Source organism: Dorea sp. YH-dor226, from assembly GCF_039832105.1.
In the GTDB taxonomy this organism is placed as follows: Bacteria; Bacillota; Clostridia; order Lachnospirales; family Lachnospiraceae; genus Dorea_A.
This window is the reverse complement of record NZ_JBDOHS010000002.1, coordinates 198,084-214,450: the sequence shown is the minus strand read 5'-3', so window position 1 is coordinate 214,450 and position 16,367 is coordinate 198,084. Positions and strand designations below refer to the sequence as shown.

Here is a 16,367-nt window from a genome sequence, read left to right as displayed (position 1 = left end):
ATGGAGATAAGAAATGGAAGAGAATACGAATAAAAAGTCATGGACGGGGAAAATTATTGTAATTGTATTAATTGTAGCTGCGATTGGTGCATATTATTTTATCCCGTCTGTCAATCGGACGATGAATAATATTGTAAAAATGTTCGCAAGCGGAGATTTTACGGTGGTAAGAGAATTTGTTGCATCTTATGGCGTGTATGCAGTTCTGGTATCATTTGCATTGATGATCTTACAGTCAATAGCGGCACCGCTTCCGGCTTTTTTGATTACTTTTGCCAATGCAAGTCTGTTCGGATGGTGGAAAGGAGCAATCCTGTCCTGGTCAAGTGCCATGGCAGGGGCCGCAGTCTGTTTCTTTATTGCAAGAATCCTGGGACGTGATGTGGTGGAAAAGCTTACCAGTAAGGCTGGGCTGGAACAGATTGATGAGTTCTTTGACAAACACGGTCAGCTCAGCATATTAATAGCAAGGCTTCTTCCCTTTATTTCCTTTGATATTGTAAGTTATGCGGCAGGCCTTACATCGATGTCGTTCGGGAGCTTTTTCCTTGCGACGGGAATCGGTCAGCTTCCGGCAACAATCGTATACTCCTATGTGGGAGGAATGCTGACAGGTGGAGCGAAGATGCTGGTATCGGCATTGTTCATCCTGTTTGCACTTGCAGCTCTGATCGTTCTTCTGAAACAGGTTTATTCAGAGCGGCAGAAGAAAAAAGCGAAATAATACTTACGGGGAGAAGATACGTATGAAAAGAAGAATAATATCTGTTGTTTTAGCTGCATTGATGACGTTGTCGCTTGCAGCGTGTGGAAGCAAAAGCGAGGATGCTTCCGGAAATGATGACAGCAATAGTGAAAAATCGATAGAAGAAATGAGTTTCGATGAATTGAAAGAAGCTGCAAAGGGATCTACGGTGACCTTTTATGGCTGGGGTGGAGATGAAAAGCTGAATGAATGGCTGGATGATGTATTTGCACCTCAGATGAAAGAAAAGTATGATATTACGATGGAAAGAGTACCGATGGACATTGATCAGATCTTAAGTCAGTTGTCTGGTGAAATACAGGCCGGTGAGGAAGACGGAAGCATCGATATGATCTGGATCAACGGAGAAAATTTCCAGTCTGCGAAGGAAAATAATATGCTTTATGGACCGTTTACAGACAGGCTTCCGAATTTTAATGATTATATTGATACTGAGTCTGAAGATGTTACGCTGGATTTTGCGTATCCGATCGAGGGCTATGAAGCGCCTTACGGGAAGGCCCAGATGGTTCTGGTTGGAGATACTGCTGTGACATCTGAATTTCCAAAGAGTGCGGAAGAACTTCTGGAATTCGTAAAAAAATATCCGGGCAAAGTTACCTATCCGGCCCTTCCGGATTTTACGGGGAGTGTGTTTGTTCGAAGCATTATCTATGAAATCTGTGGCTATGAACAGTTCCTTAACATGGAAGCTGACAAAGAGACCGTGAAAGAAGCAGTGGAACCGGCTATGGAATACCTGAGACAACTGAATCCTTATCTGTGGAATGAAGGAAAGACTTTCCCGGATTCGTCCACGACTCTTGATAATATGTTTGCAGATGGAGAAGTGATATTAAATGTAACGTATGATGCCTTTGCGACAGCTGTGAAGATTGAGGAAGGCACTTACACGGAAACAACTCAGACATTCCAGTTTGATAAAGGTACGATTGGCAATACGAACTTTATGGCAATTGCGGCAAATTCTCAGAATAAAGCCGGAGCAATGGTTGCCATCAATGAAATGATGTCACCGGAGATTCAGGCGGACAGATACAACACACTGAAAGTACTGCCGGTTGTTGATTATGATAAGCTTTCGGACGAACAGAAAGAAGAATTTGATAAAGTAGACCTGGGAAAAGGCACGATTCCGCAGGATGAGCTTCTGGCGAAACGTCTTCCGGAAATGCCGGCCGAACTGGTTCCGATCATTGAAGAAATCTGGGAAGAAGAGGTCGTTGGCAAATAATGCGAAAGAGACTGACACCATATCTGTTGTTAGTTCCGCAAATAATACTTACATTATTGTTTTTTATAGGATTATGTACTGGAATCATCCAAAGTCTGGGGGTGATTCCAGCATTTGATTTAACGGAACCAACACTGCAGTATTATAAAGAAGTATTGACCAGACCGGATATGTTAACATCCGTTTTTTTCAGTTTATATATTGCATTCACCTCGGCATTGCTGGCAACAGTGGCGGGGGTTTTTCTGTGTATGCTTCTGGTAATGAGTGATAAGGCGAAAGGTCTGATGATGAGGATCGTTCAATTGCCGATTACAGTGCCCCATGTTGTTGTGGCTTTGTTTGTAATCAATATTCTGTCACAGAATGGATTTCTGGCAAGATGTGCATATGCACTTGGTATGATCCGGGATCAGAAGGATTTTCCTGTGTTTATCTATGATACGCATGGAATGGGAATTATCCTGGCATATCTGTGGAAGGAGATTCCTTTTATTGTGTATTTTACGATTGCGTTGATGGCCAATATCAATAATAATCTTGGAGAAGCAGCCGTGAATCTTGGCGCGGGAAGATGGACTGCGTTTCGGAAAGTTACACTTCCCCTGTGCAGAAATACAATTCTGAGCGGATTCCTGATCATATTTGTATTTGCCCTGGGGGCCTATGAACTGCCTCTGCTCCTGGGAGCAACGTCGCCAAAAGCGCTTCCGATTCTGGCATATATACAATATATTCATCCTGACCTCAGGCACCGTCCGTATGCGATGGCTCTGAATGGAATCATTATTATGATATCCCTGCTCTGTGCAGTGGCTTATTTTATATTGATGAAGAAAAATATAAAGGGGCTGTCTGATAAAAAATGAAAACAAGAAATAATAGGATGATAAAAATTATATTGATGTTTTTTGCACTGCTGATTGTTGTTCCTGTGGTATGGATGATCATCTGGGCATTTACAGAGCGATGGGCATGGCCGGACATTCTTCCGCAGGTATTTTCATTCCGTGCAGTAGAGGGAATACTCAGAAAATCCACCCGGCTGGGGCAGATGATGCTTTCGAGTGTATTCATCTCACTGGCGGTGGCGGCATTGGCAGTTGTTATAGGAACAATGACTGCAAGGGCACTGGTGCTGTATCAATTTAAGGGGAGGGACGTTTTGTATTTCTGTTCCATCCTGCCATTTATGGTTCCGGTGACGGTATTTGCCATGGGAATTCAGGTTACGTTTATTAAACTTGGATGGAATAATACGGTTTGGGGAGTTATATGTGCACATCTGGTCTGTTCTCTTCCGTATGCGGTCCGGCTTCTGATGGATGGGACGGAGGCGTTGGGAGATGGACTGGAAGAACAGGCAAGAGTGCTTGGAGCTTCTGAAGGTCAGGCGTTTTTCAGAGTTACTCTTCCGCTTCTGGTGCCGGTTCTTCTGTCAGCATTCAGCATGGCTTATATCGTATCTTTCAGCCAGTATTTTCTGACGCTGCTGATTGGTGGCGGGCAGGTAAAAACTTTTACAATCGTAATGGTTCCGTATCTGCAGGGAGGAGACAGAAATATTGCATGTGTTTACAGTGTGATTTTTCTTGGGATTACTCTGGTGTTGTTTGGAATATTTGAATGGACTGCGGGAAAAGTCAGCAAAAATAACAGTACAGAATTTTATTCATAGAACAGTTAGGAGAAAGCATGAGCCTTAAAATAGAGAATTTGAGTATAAAACTGCAGAAAGAGGAGATTCTTCATGACGTCAGTCTGGAGATCAAAGAAGGAGAATTTGTCTCACTCCTTGGTGCATCTGGCTGTGGAAAAACTACATTGCTGAAAAGTATTGCAGGACTGCTGGAGACAGAAGACGGGTCGATCAGTATAGACGGGCAGAAGATGGATCATGTGGCACCGGAAAAACGGGGGACGGTCATCGTATTTCAGGATCTGAGATTATTTCCGCATATGACAGTAGAAAAAAACATATCCTTTGCCCTGCAATTGAAGAAAGTGCCGAAAAAAGAACAAAAAAAACGTGTGGAAAAGCTTCTTGAAGATGTTCAGCTGTCCGGTTACGGAGATCGACGTATGAAGGAGATGTCGGGAGGGCAGCTTCAAAGAGTGGCTCTTGCAAGAGCTTTGGCGGCAGAGCCAAAAGTACTGCTTCTGGATGAACCATTTTCCGGATTGGATGAGAAACTGAGAATGGAGATGGGAGCTCTGGTAAAAAGGCTGCATCAGGAATGGAAGCTTACAACGATTCTGGTGACACACGATAAGAGAGAAGCACTTCAGATGTCAGACAGGATCGCACTTATGAGTGGGGGGAGAATCCTGCAATATGCATCTCCGGAAGAGATTTTCTATCATCCGAAGACAAAAGCGGTTGCGGAATATTTCGGAAAAACGAATTATCTTCGGGGAAATGCTGTGCAAGGGATATTCCGGTGTGGACTTGGCAGCTGGAAGACAGATATGCCGGATGGAACATATGATGCCATGATACGTCCTTTCAGTATTCGGTTGGTCGATGCGGGAGAATGTGGTACGATTGAAAAAATAGAATTTATGGGTGAGACGGCTGAGATCAGTATCAAGACTTCAGAGAGTCTGGTGATCTGTTCGGTATCCGGGAATGAAAGACGTGTAAGAAATCTGAAGATCGGGGATCATGCAGGAATTGCCGTGAACGAGAAAGAGGTGGTTTATTTTCAATGAAACATATTGTATATGATTGTGATAATACGTTTGGTGTAAGGAATTGTGATGTGGATGACGGGCTTGCACTGCTGTATCTGCTTGGATGTAAGGATGCGATCGTTCATGGGATTACATCGACATTTGGAAACAGTAATATTGAGACGGTTCATCAGACGATTCAAAAGATGTTAAAGGAAATCGGAAGGGAAGATATTACTTTGAAAAGAGGCGGAAACTGTGCGGGTGCTTATCAGAGCGAGGCTGCGGATTATCTTGCCGATATGGCGCGTAAGTACCAAGGAGAGCTGTCGATTCTGGCGACGGGTTCTCTGACGAATATAAGAGGTGCTTATCTTCAGGATTCGAAGTTTTTTGAAAATGTAAAAGAGATCGTGCTGATGGGTGGGATTACGGAGCCGCTGATTTTTGAAAAAAAGGTGATGAATGAGCTCAATTTTTCCTGTGACCCGCTTGCGTCTCTTACGGTTCTGGAAAAGGGCAGACGTGTTTCTGTTATCACAGGGAACAATTGTCTGAAAGTGCTCTTTACGAAAGAAGAATATAAAAAAGAACTGTTTACAAGTGACAGAGATATTGCGAAATATATTCGGGAACGCACAGATTACTGGTTTGGCTATAACCAGGAGGATTATGGAATCCAGGGATTTTATAACTGGGATGTTACGGCTGCAGTCTATCTGATGCATCCGGAGCTGTTTGCTGATGTGAAAGACAGATATGATTTTTCGGGGGAGGATCTGAAGACGGGATATCTGCGTGCGTCCGGGAACGGGAGACAGGAATGTAATCTTCCTGTGATTCTGGAAGAACAGGCCTTTAAAAGGAATATATATGATACCTGGATGAATGTGGAGATGCCAAAGAGATCAAATATGGATTCTACGGTGTGAAAAAATGGTTTAAATATAAAAAAATGAAAATTTTCCCTTGCAAACAAAAAACACATGTGCTAACATATATTAAAAATTTCAATTTATCAAAGTAAAGCGATGAAAGAGACTCTGTTCTTTGGAACTTGACAGGAATGAGGCGTCACCGACTGAGAGCGCCACTTGAGGAATAAGAACAATAGGGAACACTCCGGAGCAGACTGATTGAACTTAAGTAGGTCAGTACGTTGGCGCACGTTACGCGCAAGAGAGGAACCCGATGCTGGGTTCAATGCGGGTGGTACCGCGGATAGCGAAGATGATATCCGTCCCGGAATACGTATGTATTCCGGGACGGTTCTTTTTTTGCCAGCTATTCGTCCCGGGAAGAAAAGGAGGAAAACAGCATGGATTATTTAACAGGCGTTCAGCCAAAAGAAACACTGGAAATCAGCGAATTGATGGAACAGACAGTACAGGGATCAATAGTTAAGGTAAACGGTGCGGTTCATACGATCCGCGATATGGGTACCGTGGCATTTGTGATCCTGAGAAAAAGAGAAGGACTTCTTCAGTGTGTATATGAAGAAGGAACTGCAGATTTTGATCTGAAAGAGATTCAGGAAGCGGCAACGATAGAGGTAGAAGGTGTTCTGGAGGCAAATGAGAAAGCACCAAACGGAATTGAAGTCCGTATGGAAAAACTGAGGATATTAAGTGAGCCGGCAGATGAGATGATGCCGCTTGCAATATCCAAATGGAAGTTAAATACGTCTCTTGAGGCAAAATTGAATTATCGCTCTATTTCTCTTAGAAATATCAGAGAACGTGCAAAGTTCAGAATACAGGAAGGACTTACCAGAGCATTCCGGGATTTTCTGTACAGCCAGGGATTTACGGAGATCCATACACCGAAGATCGGTGCAAAAGGAGCTGAGGGCGGAGCGAATATTTTTAAACTGGAATATTTTCACAGACCGGCAGTACTGGCACAGAGCCCACAGTTTTATAAACAGATGATGGTAGGCGTATTTGACAGAGTGTTCGAGACTGCGCCGGTATTCCGTGCTGAAAAACATAACACAAAACGCCATCTGAATGAATACACCAGCCTTGATTTCGAGATGGGATATATTGATGGTTTTGAAGATATCATGGCGATGGAAACAGGATTTCTGCAGTATGCGATGGAGCTTCTGGATAAGGAGTATGCAAAAGAGTTAAAGATCCTCGGAGTGACACTTCCGAAGGTGGATCAGATTCCGGCAGTTCCGTTTAAAGAGATTAAAGAACTGGTAGCTGAAAAGTATGGTCATAAAATGAGAAACCCATTTGACCTGGAGCCGGAAGAAGAAGTACTGATCGGACGTTATGCAAAAGAAGAGTGGGACAGTGACTTTGTATTTGTGACACATTATCCGTCCAAAAAGCGTCCGTTTTATGCAATGGATGATCCGGAGGATACCAGATATACGTTAAGTTTTGATCTGTTGTTCCGGGGGCTTGAGATTACAACCGGCGGACAGCGTATTCATGACTATAAGATGCTGACAGAGAAGATTGCGGCAAGGGGCATGTCAGAAGAGGGCATGGAGCAGTATCTGGCGACCTTCAAACATGGGATGCCGCCTCACGGAGGTCTGGGAATCGGTCTGGAACGTCTGACAATGCAGCTGATCGGGGAAGATAATGTAAGAGAGACAACATTGTTCCCAAGAGACCTGAGCAGATTGGAGCCTTAGTAGAGAGAGAAGGAAATCAGGAGGAAAAAAGAATGGCAAATAAAATATCAGATGAGACCATTGAATATGTAGGTATTCTTGCAAAACTGGAACTGTCCGGTCAGGAAAAAGAGGATGCCAAGGCTGACATGGAAAAGATGCTGGATTATATTGATACACTAAATGAACTGGATACGGAGGGGATTGAACCAATGTCCCATGTATTTCCGGTCCACAATGTATTTCGGGAGGATGTAGTGGCGAATGGAGATGGAAGTGCAGACACCCTTGCCAATGCACCACTTCAGAAAGACCAGAGCTTTAAAGTACCGAAGACGATTGGATAGGAGGAAATGGCAGTATGGATATCACAAGCTTAACGGCGGTAGAGCTGGGGAAAAAGATCAAAGCAAAAGAAATATCTGTAGTGGATGCCGTGAAAGCCTCCATTGCACAGATAGAAAAAGTAGAAAAAGATGTGCACAGCTTTGTGACGATCGATAAAGAAGGAGCGTTGAAGCGTGCAGAAGAAGTGCAGAAACAGATTGATGCCGGAATTCTTACCGGTCCGCTTGCAGGTGTTCCGGTTGCGATCAAGGACAATATGTGTACCAGAGATATGCTGACGACCTGCAGTTCCAGAATACTGGAAAACTTCAGACCGACATTCACTTCAGAAGCGGTGCTGAATCTGGAAAAGGCAGGCGCTGTCATCATTGGCAAGACGAATATGGATGAATTTGCCATGGGAAGTACCACGGAGACATCTTACTATGGTGCAACGAAGAACCCATGGAATCTGAATCATGTTCCGGGTGGATCTTCCGGTGGTTCCTGCGCAGCGGTTGCAGCAGAAGAATGCCCGTACGCACTGGGATCTGATACAGGTGGTTCCATTCGTCAGCCAAGCTCCTTCTGTGGAGTTGTCGGCATTAAGCCGACGTACGGAACGGTATCCCGTTATGGTCTGGTCGCTTATGGATCTTCTCTGGATCAGATCGGACCGATTGCGAAAGATGTTACAGACTGCGCAACGATTCTGGAGGCGATTGCATCTTATGATCTAAAAGACAGTACATCCATTGCGCGGGAAACTTATGGATTTACAAGTGCACTGAAAAGTGACGTGAAGGGGATGCGGATCGGAATTCCGAGAAGCTACTTTGGTGATGGCCTGGATGCAGAAGTAAGAGAGTCTATCCTGAATGCAGTAAAGGTGCTGGAAGGAAAAGGAGCAATCGTAGAAGAATTTGATCTGAATCTGGTGAAATATGCGATTCCTGCGTATTATGTCATCGCATCTGCAGAAGCAAGCTCTAATCTTGCACGATTTGACGGTGTCAAGTACGGATATCGTACGGAAGAATATGAAGGACTTCATAATATGTATAAAAAGACACGTTCCGAAGGTTTCGGACCGGAAGTAAAGAGAAGAATTATGCTCGGATCATTCGTTCTGAGCTCCGGATACTATGATGCATATTATCTGAAGGCACTTCGGACGAAGGCACTGATCAAGCAGGAATTTGATCGGGCATTTGAAAAATATGATGTGATCATTGCTCCGGCAGCACCGACAACAGCTCCTGAGATTGGAAAGAGCTTAAGTGATCCGATTAAAATGTATCTGGGAGATATTTATACGATATCCGTGAACCTTGCGGGCCTTCCGGGAATCACGATCCCGGTCGGGAAGGATACGAAGGGACTGCCGGTTGGTATGCAGATCATCGGAAACTGTTTTGAGGAAAATAAGATTATCCGCGCAGCATATACATTTGAACAGACAAAGACATATGAAAGACCAGAGATCGCAAAGGAGGCAAGATAATCATGGCAAAGCAATATGAAACCGTTATCGGACTGGAAGTCCATGTGGAACTTGCAACTAAGACGAAAATATTCTGTTCCTGCAGTACGGAATTCGGAGGTGCGCCAAATACACACACCTGTCCGGTATGTACCGGTATGCCCGGATCTCTTCCCGTGTTAAACAAACAGGTAGTAGAATATGCAATGGCGATAGGTCTGGCAACGAATTGTGATATTACAAAGGTATGTAAATTTGACAGAAAAAATTATTTCTATCCGGACAATCCGCAGAATTACCAGATTTCACAGCTGTATCTGCCGATTGCCAGAAATGGATATGTAGAGATTGAAGTCGGAGATACCAGAAAGAAGGTTCGCATCCATGAAATGCATATGGAAGAGGATGCGGGCAAACTGATTCATGATGAATGGGATGATACTTCTCTGGTTGACTACAACCGAAGCGGTGTACCATTGGTTGAGATCGTGTCAGAACCGGATATGCGCTCCGCGGATGAGGTAATCGCATATCTGGAAAAACTACGCACGATTATCCAGTATCTTGGCGCTTCCGACTGTAAGCTTCAGGAAGGATCGATGCGAGCAGATGTAAACCTGTCCGTCAGAGAAGCAGGAACAAAAGAATTCGGGACCCGTACAGAGATGAAGAACCTGAACTCTTTCAAGGCGATTGCAAGAGCCATCGAAGGAGAGCGCGAACGCCAGATTGAGCTGATTGAGGCCGGAAAAGCGGTTATTCAGGAGACCAGAAGATGGGATGATAACAAAGAATCATCACATGCGATGCGTTCCAAGGAGGACGCACAGGATTATCGCTATTTCCCGGAACCGGATCTTGTACCGATCGTGATCAGTGATGAATGGATTGAAAAGATCAGATCCCGGCAGCCGGAATTCCGTGATGAGAAGCTTCAGCGTTACAAAAAGGAATTTGATATTCCGCAATACGATGCAGAGATTATCACGGAATCAAAACATATGGCGGATATTTTTGAGAAAACGACTGCCATCTGTGGAAAGCCCAAAAAGGTATCCAACTGGCTCATGGTGGAGACGATGCGTCTCTTAAAAGAACAGGGAATGGAGCCGGAAGATATCAGATTTTCGCCGGAGAATCTTGCAAAGCTGATTGAACTTACAGAAGCAGGAACGGTCAACAGTTCCGTAGCAAAAGAGGTGTTTGAGCAGATTTTTGCAAAAGATGTAGATCCGGATCAGTATGTGGAAGAACACGGGTTGAAAACAGTGAATGATGAAGGTGCACTGGAGGCTGTTCTGGAGAAAGTAATTGCAGATAATCCACAGGCAGTTGCAGATTACAGAGGAGGAAAAGAAAAGGCACTTGGCGCACTGGTGGGTCAGACGATGAAGGCCATGAAAGGAAAGGCAAATCCAGGAATGGTAAATCAAAAATTAAAAGAAATGTTAAAATAAGAAGAGCATTTCGCAGAGTGTACGCAGACTTCTGGACATATGGTTACAATCTGTGCTACAATTTGGGATGCAAAAACATTTTGGGAAATAAAAATAAAACAAGACAATAGAAAAGGAGATGTCATATGGGAGGTTTTTTTGGTGTAGCATCAAAGGAAGACTGTGTACTTGAACTTTTTTATGGTGTGGATTATCATTCTCATCTAGGAACAAGGCGCGGAGGAATGGCAACATATGGAGAAGGGGGATTCAATCGAGCAATCCATAATATTGAAAATACTCCGTTTCGTACTAAGTTTGATCGGGATGTAGGGGAAATGAAGGGAAATCTTGGAATCGGATGTATCTCTGATTTTGAGCCTCAGCCGCTGTTGATCCGTTCAAAACTTGGAAGTTTTGCAATTACAACTGTTGGAAAGGTCAATAATTACGATGAACTGCTGAAGCAGTTGTATGACAGCGCACATTCTCATTTTCAGGAGATGACGAATGGGCAGATTAACATTACAGAGCTGATTGCTGCTTTGATCTGTGAAAAAGATTCCATTCTGGAAGGTATCAAATATGTACAGGAACTGGTGGACGGCTCTATGACACTATTGATTCTGACGCAGGAGGGAATCTATGCTGCCAGAGACCGTTACGGAAGAACACCGCTTGTGATCGGCCGTAAGGATCATGCATACTGTGTTTCTTTTGAAAGTCATGCATATATTAATCTTGGATATGTTGATTACAAGGAACTGGGACCGGCAGAGATTGTATTTGTTACTCCGGAAGGTGTTGAGACGCTGAGTGCTCCGAAGGAAGAGATGAAGATCTGCTCTTTCCTGTGGGTATACTATGGATATCCGACTTCTTCCTATGAGGGAGTCAATGTGGAAGAGATGCGTTATCGATGCGGAAGTATGCTGGCAAAAAGAGATGGAGATTCTGTTCATCCGGATATTGTTGCAGGTGTTCCGGATTCCGGAATTGCACATGCGATCGGATATGCCAATGAATCGGGTATCCCGTATGCAAGACCGTTTATCAAATATACGCCTACATGGCCGCGTTCTTTTATGCCGACCAATCAGAATCAGAGGAATCTGATTGCGCGTATGAAACTGATTCCGGTACATGCATTGATTGAGGATAAGAAACTCCTGTTGATTGATGATTCTATCGTACGTGGAACACAGCTTCGCGAGACGACAGAATTCCTGTATCAGAGCGGAGCCAAGGAAGTACATGTTCGTCCTGCATGCCCACCGATCATGTATGGATGTAAGTACCTGAACTTTTCACGTTCCAAGTCAGAGATGGAGCTGATCGCCAGACAGATGATCAGAAAACGCGAAGGAGACGATGTATCAAAGGAAGTGCTTGAGGAATATGCAAATCCGTGCAGCTGTAAATATGCGCAGATGATAGAGGATATCCGCAAACAGCAGAATTTCACGACGCTGCGATACCACAGACTGGATGATCTGCTTGCTTCTATCGGCATTGAACCTTGTAAAGTATGTACATATTGCTTCAACGGCAAAGAATGATAAAATCAGACCACGAATCTATAAGAGCCCGGGAGATGGACAGAATGCTGTCTGTCTCCCGGGCTCTTATAGATTCGGGCCAGATTCCTTTCCACAGTTTACGATACTTGAAACAGAAGGGATAGCGCAGGCGGAACTTTAGAATAATTTAATTATTAAGTTTCCTTATTCGTCTGTTATACGTGTTATAATATAAAGAAATAATGGCGGGATGTATATACGAAAGGAGCAAATATGAGTGGATTTGTTACCCTGGAGGGTGTGAAAAAGATATATCGGATGGGCGAAGTTGAGATTATGGCTGCGGCAGGTATTGATTTTGAGATTCAAAAGGGAGAGTTTGCTGTGGTAGTAGGGCCAAGTGGTGCCGGTAAGACTACGGTGCTGAATATTCTGGGCGGCATGGATACCGCATCAGAAGGAAAAGTGATCGTAGACGGAGAAGATATTGCCGGGTATTCGCAGAAGCAGTTAACGGCCTATCGGAGAGATGATATTGGTTTTGTGTTCCAGTTCTATAATCTGATTCCCAATCTGACCGCGCTGGAGAATGTAGAACTGGCGCTTCAGATCTGTAAAAATCCGATGGATGCTGCACAGGTCATGGAAGAGGTTGGACTGGGAGATCGACTGGACAATTTTCCGGCACAGCTGTCAGGCGGAGAGCAGCAGAGAGTATCGATTGCAAGAGCACTTGCGAAAAATCCGAAACTTCTTCTCTGTGATGAGCCGACAGGAGCGCTGGATTATAATACCGGAAAATCAATCTTAAAGCTTTTGCAGGATACCTGCAGAGAAAAAGGAATGACGGTCATTCTGATCACACATAATTCGGCAATTGCACCGATGGCAGATAGAGTGATCAAGATTAAAAATGGAAAAGTATCCAGGATTATCCGAAATGAACATCCGGTATCTGTTGAGACAATAGAATGGTAGGAACGAAAGATGAAGAAAAAAGTAACGCGTAAAGATTTTTATATGGAGATCAGGAGAAGTCCGGGGCGCTTTCTGTCCATTCTTTTTATTGTTGCGCTGGGAGTGGCATTTTTTTCCGGAATCCGGGCGGCAGAACCATCCATGAGGATTACCGGAGATGCGTATTTTGACGGCGACAGCCTGATGGATATCAAAGCACTCAGTACTTATGGGGTAACAGAGGATGACGTAAAGGCAATAGAAGAGGTAGAAGGAGTTGCAGATGCCGAGGGGGCCTACAGTGCGGATTTTCTGTACAATGTAGAAGATGAGCAGACGGTACTGCATGTCATGTCTTTACAGGAACAGATGAATGAAGTCACGGTCAGTGAAGGAAGACTCCCTGAGAAAGTGGGAGAATGTCTGGCGGATGATGAATCGGATTATCAGATCGGAGATGTGATCACACTGGAGAGCGGGACAGATGATCCGGTGTCAGATACTTTAAAAACAGAAAAACTTAAGGTGGTCGGAAGAGGAAACAGCCCCTGCTACATATCTTACGGACGAGGAAGTACAACGATCGGTACCGGTAATATAGATGCGTTTCTTATCGTTCCGGAGAGCACCTTTGATCTGGATGTGTATACAGAAGTATACGTCCGGGTGGAAGGAGCGGAAAAGCTGCTTGCTTTTTCGGACGAATATGAAGACTGCGTGGAAGAGGTAATGGATCATATAGAAGCCATTACGGATGAAAGAGCATCTGTACGCAGGCAGGAGATTGTGGATGAGGCAAATGAAAAGCTTGCAGATGCCAGAAAAGAACTGGAAGATGGAAAGCAGGAAGCTGAAAAAGAGTTAAATGATGCAGCGCAGGAACTTGCAGATGCTAAGAAGCAGCTGGATGATGCAAAGCAGAAGATCAGTGACGGCAGGCAACAGATTGCAGATGCAAAATCTACTCTGGCAGAAAAACAACAGGAACTGGATGCGGCAAAAGCGCTGTATCAGTCCGGAGTGCAGCAGCTTGCAGAAGGACGTATGGCATACGAATCAGGACTGGCACAGTTTGAAGCGGGAAAGGCACAGGCGGAGGCACAGATCAAAGAAGGTGAAGTGGGACTTGAGCTGATGCGTCAGAGTCTGGATGCTTCTTGGATAGAATATGAGCAGCTTCTTGCCATGATTCCTGAAAGTCCGCAGGAGGGAACACCGGAATACGAAAAATGGAAAGAGGACAATCAGGAACTGCTGATGCAGGCAGAACAGATGAAAGCAGCTCTGGATGCACAGGAGCAGATCTATCAGGAGCAGACGGCGAATCTGGAGGCAGCAAAACAGCAGCTTCTGGAGACACAGAAGATGCTTGATAGTACAAAGGCGCAGTTGGATGCGAGTGAAGCAGAGCTTATGCAGGCTGATCAGAAGCTGCAAGACGGGCAGGCTCAGATTCAGTCCGGATGGAAGGAAATACAGGACAGCGAAAAGGAACTGGCAGACGGAGAAGCTGAGATTGCGAAGAATGAAGCGAAGCTTGCAGATGCCAGAACAGAATATGAAGAGGGAAAGGCAGAAGCGGAAGCTGAGATTGCAGACGGAGAAGCCGAGATTGCAGATGCAGAAGAAGAAATTGCCAAAATTGAATCTCCGAAATGGTATGTATATGACAGAAGTACCTTGACAGAGTATAACGGACTTGGAGAAAATGCAGAACGAATCGGAGCGATAGGAAGAGTATTTCCGGTCATCTTCTTCCTGGTGGCAGCGCTGATCAGCCTGACCAGTATGACCCGTATGGTGGAAGAGCAGAGAATCTCTATCGGAACAATGAAGGCTCTTGGATATGGTAAATTTACGATTGCTGCGAAATATCTGGGATACGCACTTCTTGCAACGGTTGGTGGAAGTGTCTTTGGCGTATTGGTGGGTGAAAAGATTCTGCCATATATTATCATATATGCATATGGGATTCTATACCGGCATATTCCGAAGATTCTGGTGCCGTATGACTGGACATATGCAGCAATGGCATCGGTAGCGGCAATCGCATGCACAACAATCGCAACACTTCTGGCGTGTTATCGGGAGCTGGGGGCTCAGCCGGCCGTACTGATGCGTCCGCCGGCGCCCAAAAAAGGAAAACGCGTTTTCCTTGAGCATATTTCATTTGTCTGGAAACATCTGAACTTTACATGGAAGTCGACGGTTCGTAATCTGATGCGTTATAAAAAACGGTTCTTTATGACGATTTTTGGAATCAGTGGATGTATGGCACTGATGCTGGTTGGATTTGGACTGCGTGATTCGGTATATGAGATTGCAGATCTCCAGTATGCAGAAATTCAGGTGTACGATGGAAGTATCTACCTGCAGGAAGACCTGACGGAGGAAGACAGAGAACATCTGATACAGTACCTCGAAGAAGATGATGATCTGGCCCGGTTCATGGAAGCGGATATGAAGAAAATCACGCTTGCCAATGGGAAGAAAGAAAGAGATACTTATCAGTGTATCTTAAGTTCTTCTGAGAATGCAGATGATTATGTTCATTTTCGGGATCGAAAAACAAAAGAGGTGTATCATCTGTCAGACGACGGAGTGATTATCAGTGAAAAAACGGCAAAACTTCTGGATGCCAAAGTGGGCGATACCATTTGTATCAGGGATAAAGAGAATGGAAATAAGGAGGTAAGGATCGATCATATCTGCGAGAACTACATGGGACATTACATGTACATGACTCCGAAGTATTACGAGAAAGTGTACGGGGAGAAACCGGAGTATAACAGCGTATTCTTTGCAGTAGACGACTCTTACTCCAAGGAAGACCTGGAAGATGCAGGACAGGATATACTTGCACAGGAGGAAGTCTTAAGTGTCGGCTATATGCATGACATTGAAAAACAGCTGGATGATATGCTCGGAAGTCTGAATCTGGTAATCGTAGTACTGATTATATCTGCCGGAATGCTGGCATTTGTTGTACTCTATAATCTGAATACGATCAATATTGCAGAAAGAAAGAGAGAACTGGCAACCTTACGGGTGCTTGGCTTTTATAATCCGGAAGTTGCAGGTTATGTGTATCGTGAAAATATCCTGCTGACACTGATCGGTGCGCTGGTCGGTGTAGGACTGGGCAGGGTCCTGCATCTGTTCATCATTCAGACTGTGGAAGTGGATGCGGCAATGTTTGGAAGGAATATTAATTTCCCGAGTTACATATACAGTCTGTTGTTTACGATAGCATTTTCCATGATCGTAAACGGAATTATGTATTTTAAAATCAAGAAAATCGATATGGTGGAATCACTAAAAAGTATCGAATAAAAGGAA

General features: G+C 44.4%; 13 protein-coding genes. All 13 read left to right on the top strand.

The features are described 5' to 3' along the window. Positions 1 to 13 precede the first annotated feature (13 nt). Entirely contained in the window at positions 14 to 724 is a 711-nt protein-coding gene (locus ABE547_RS02840; protein ID WP_347377351.1) for a TVP38/TMEM64 family protein, read from the top strand. Between the two features lie 22 nt (positions 725 to 746). Continuing rightward, the gene (locus tag ABE547_RS02835) at positions 747 to 2,000 is read left to right on the top strand and encodes an ABC transporter substrate-binding protein (RefSeq protein ID WP_347377350.1); all 1,254 of its coding nucleotides are present in this window, start codon (positions 747 to 749) and stop codon (positions 1,998 to 2,000) included. After that, positions 2,000 to 2,869 carry an ABC transporter permease subunit gene (locus ABE547_RS02830; RefSeq protein ID WP_347377349.1) on the top strand — a complete coding sequence of 290 codons (870 nt, stop codon included), beginning with the start codon at positions 2,000 to 2,002 and terminating at the stop codon, positions 2,867 to 2,869. The genes ABE547_RS02835 and ABE547_RS02830 overlap by 1 nt, the downstream gene beginning before the upstream one ends. Further along, positions 2,866 to 3,678, top strand: coding sequence for an ABC transporter permease subunit (locus tag ABE547_RS02825; RefSeq protein WP_347377348.1), 813 nt, complete (start codon positions 2,866 to 2,868; stop codon positions 3,676 to 3,678). Before ABE547_RS02830 ends, ABE547_RS02825 begins: the two co-directional genes overlap by 4 nt. 17 nt (positions 3,679 to 3,695) lie before the next feature. Next, positions 3,696 to 4,712 (top strand): ABC transporter ATP-binding protein, encoded by a 1,017-nt coding sequence (locus tag ABE547_RS02820; protein ID WP_347377347.1) that lies wholly within the window; start codon positions 3,696 to 3,698, stop codon positions 4,710 to 4,712. Beyond that, the gene (locus ABE547_RS02815; protein WP_347377346.1) at positions 4,709 to 5,605 is read left to right on the top strand and encodes a nucleoside hydrolase; all 897 of its coding nucleotides are present in this window, start codon (positions 4,709 to 4,711) and stop codon (positions 5,603 to 5,605) included. The genes ABE547_RS02820 and ABE547_RS02815 overlap by 4 nt, the downstream gene beginning before the upstream one ends. A 386-nt stretch (positions 5,606 to 5,991) precedes the next feature. Further along, a complete protein-coding gene (gene aspS, locus ABE547_RS02810) occupies positions 5,992 to 7,326 on the top strand; it encodes an aspartate--tRNA(Asn) ligase (RefSeq protein ID WP_347377345.1) in 1,335 nt (444 codons plus the stop codon). A gap of 32 nt (positions 7,327 to 7,358) precedes the next feature. Continuing rightward, a complete protein-coding gene (gene gatC / locus ABE547_RS02805; protein ID WP_347377344.1) occupies positions 7,359 to 7,652 on the top strand; it encodes an Asp-tRNA(Asn)/Glu-tRNA(Gln) amidotransferase subunit GatC in 294 nt (97 codons plus the stop codon). A gap of 14 nt (positions 7,653 to 7,666) precedes the next feature. Further along, complete coding sequence (gene gatA, locus ABE547_RS02800; protein WP_347377343.1) at positions 7,667 to 9,136, top strand: Asp-tRNA(Asn)/Glu-tRNA(Gln) amidotransferase subunit GatA; 1,470 nt, start codon at positions 7,667 to 7,669, stop codon at positions 9,134 to 9,136. 2 nt (positions 9,137 to 9,138) lie between these two features. Further along, on the top strand, positions 9,139 to 10,572 hold the full coding sequence (gatB, locus tag ABE547_RS02795; RefSeq protein ID WP_347377342.1) for an Asp-tRNA(Asn)/Glu-tRNA(Gln) amidotransferase subunit GatB: 1,434 nt from the start codon (positions 9,139 to 9,141) through the stop codon (positions 10,570 to 10,572). Positions 10,573 to 10,697: 125 nt separating this feature from the next. Then, complete coding sequence (locus ABE547_RS02790) at positions 10,698 to 12,110, top strand: amidophosphoribosyltransferase (protein ID WP_347377341.1); 1,413 nt, start codon at positions 10,698 to 10,700, stop codon at positions 12,108 to 12,110. Positions 12,111 to 12,344: 234 nt separating this feature from the next. After that, positions 12,345 to 13,049: an ABC transporter ATP-binding protein gene (locus tag ABE547_RS02785; protein ID WP_347377340.1), complete on the top strand. Its 705-nt coding sequence runs from the start codon at positions 12,345 to 12,347 to the stop codon at positions 13,047 to 13,049. Between the two features lie 9 nt (positions 13,050 to 13,058). Then, positions 13,059 to 16,361 (top strand): FtsX-like permease family protein, encoded by a 3,303-nt coding sequence (locus tag ABE547_RS02780; RefSeq protein WP_347377339.1) that lies wholly within the window; start codon positions 13,059 to 13,061, stop codon positions 16,359 to 16,361. Positions 16,362 to 16,367 lie beyond the last annotated feature (6 nt).

Bases quoted from the DNA above. Each gene is read 5' to 3' on its own strand.
- ABE547_RS02840 (WP_347377351.1), top strand. From the start codon at position 14: ATGGAAGAGAATACGAATAAAAAGTCATGGACGGGGAAAATTATTGTA.
- ABE547_RS02835 (WP_347377350.1), top strand. From the start codon at position 747: ATGAAAAGAAGAATAATATCTGTTGTTTTAGCTGCATTGATGACGTTG.
- ABE547_RS02830 (WP_347377349.1), top strand. From the start codon at position 2,000: ATGCGAAAGAGACTGACACCATATCTGTTGTTAGTTCCGCAAATAATA.
- ABE547_RS02825 (WP_347377348.1), top strand. From the start codon at position 2,866: ATGAAAACAAGAAATAATAGGATGATAAAAATTATATTGATGTTTTTT.
- ABE547_RS02820 (WP_347377347.1), top strand. From the start codon at position 3,696: ATGAGCCTTAAAATAGAGAATTTGAGTATAAAACTGCAGAAAGAGGAG.
- ABE547_RS02815 (WP_347377346.1), top strand. From the start codon at position 4,709: ATGAAACATATTGTATATGATTGTGATAATACGTTTGGTGTAAGGAAT.
- aspS (WP_347377345.1), top strand. From the start codon at position 5,992: ATGGATTATTTAACAGGCGTTCAGCCAAAAGAAACACTGGAAATCAGC.
- gatC (WP_347377344.1), top strand. From the start codon at position 7,359: ATGGCAAATAAAATATCAGATGAGACCATTGAATATGTAGGTATTCTT.
- gatA (WP_347377343.1), top strand. From the start codon at position 7,667: ATGGATATCACAAGCTTAACGGCGGTAGAGCTGGGGAAAAAGATCAAA.
- gatB (WP_347377342.1), top strand. From the start codon at position 9,139: ATGGCAAAGCAATATGAAACCGTTATCGGACTGGAAGTCCATGTGGAA.
- ABE547_RS02790 (WP_347377341.1), top strand. From the start codon at position 10,698: ATGGGAGGTTTTTTTGGTGTAGCATCAAAGGAAGACTGTGTACTTGAA.
- ABE547_RS02785 (WP_347377340.1), top strand. From the start codon at position 12,345: ATGAGTGGATTTGTTACCCTGGAGGGTGTGAAAAAGATATATCGGATG.
- ABE547_RS02780 (WP_347377339.1), top strand. From the start codon at position 13,059: ATGAAGAAAAAAGTAACGCGTAAAGATTTTTATATGGAGATCAGGAGA.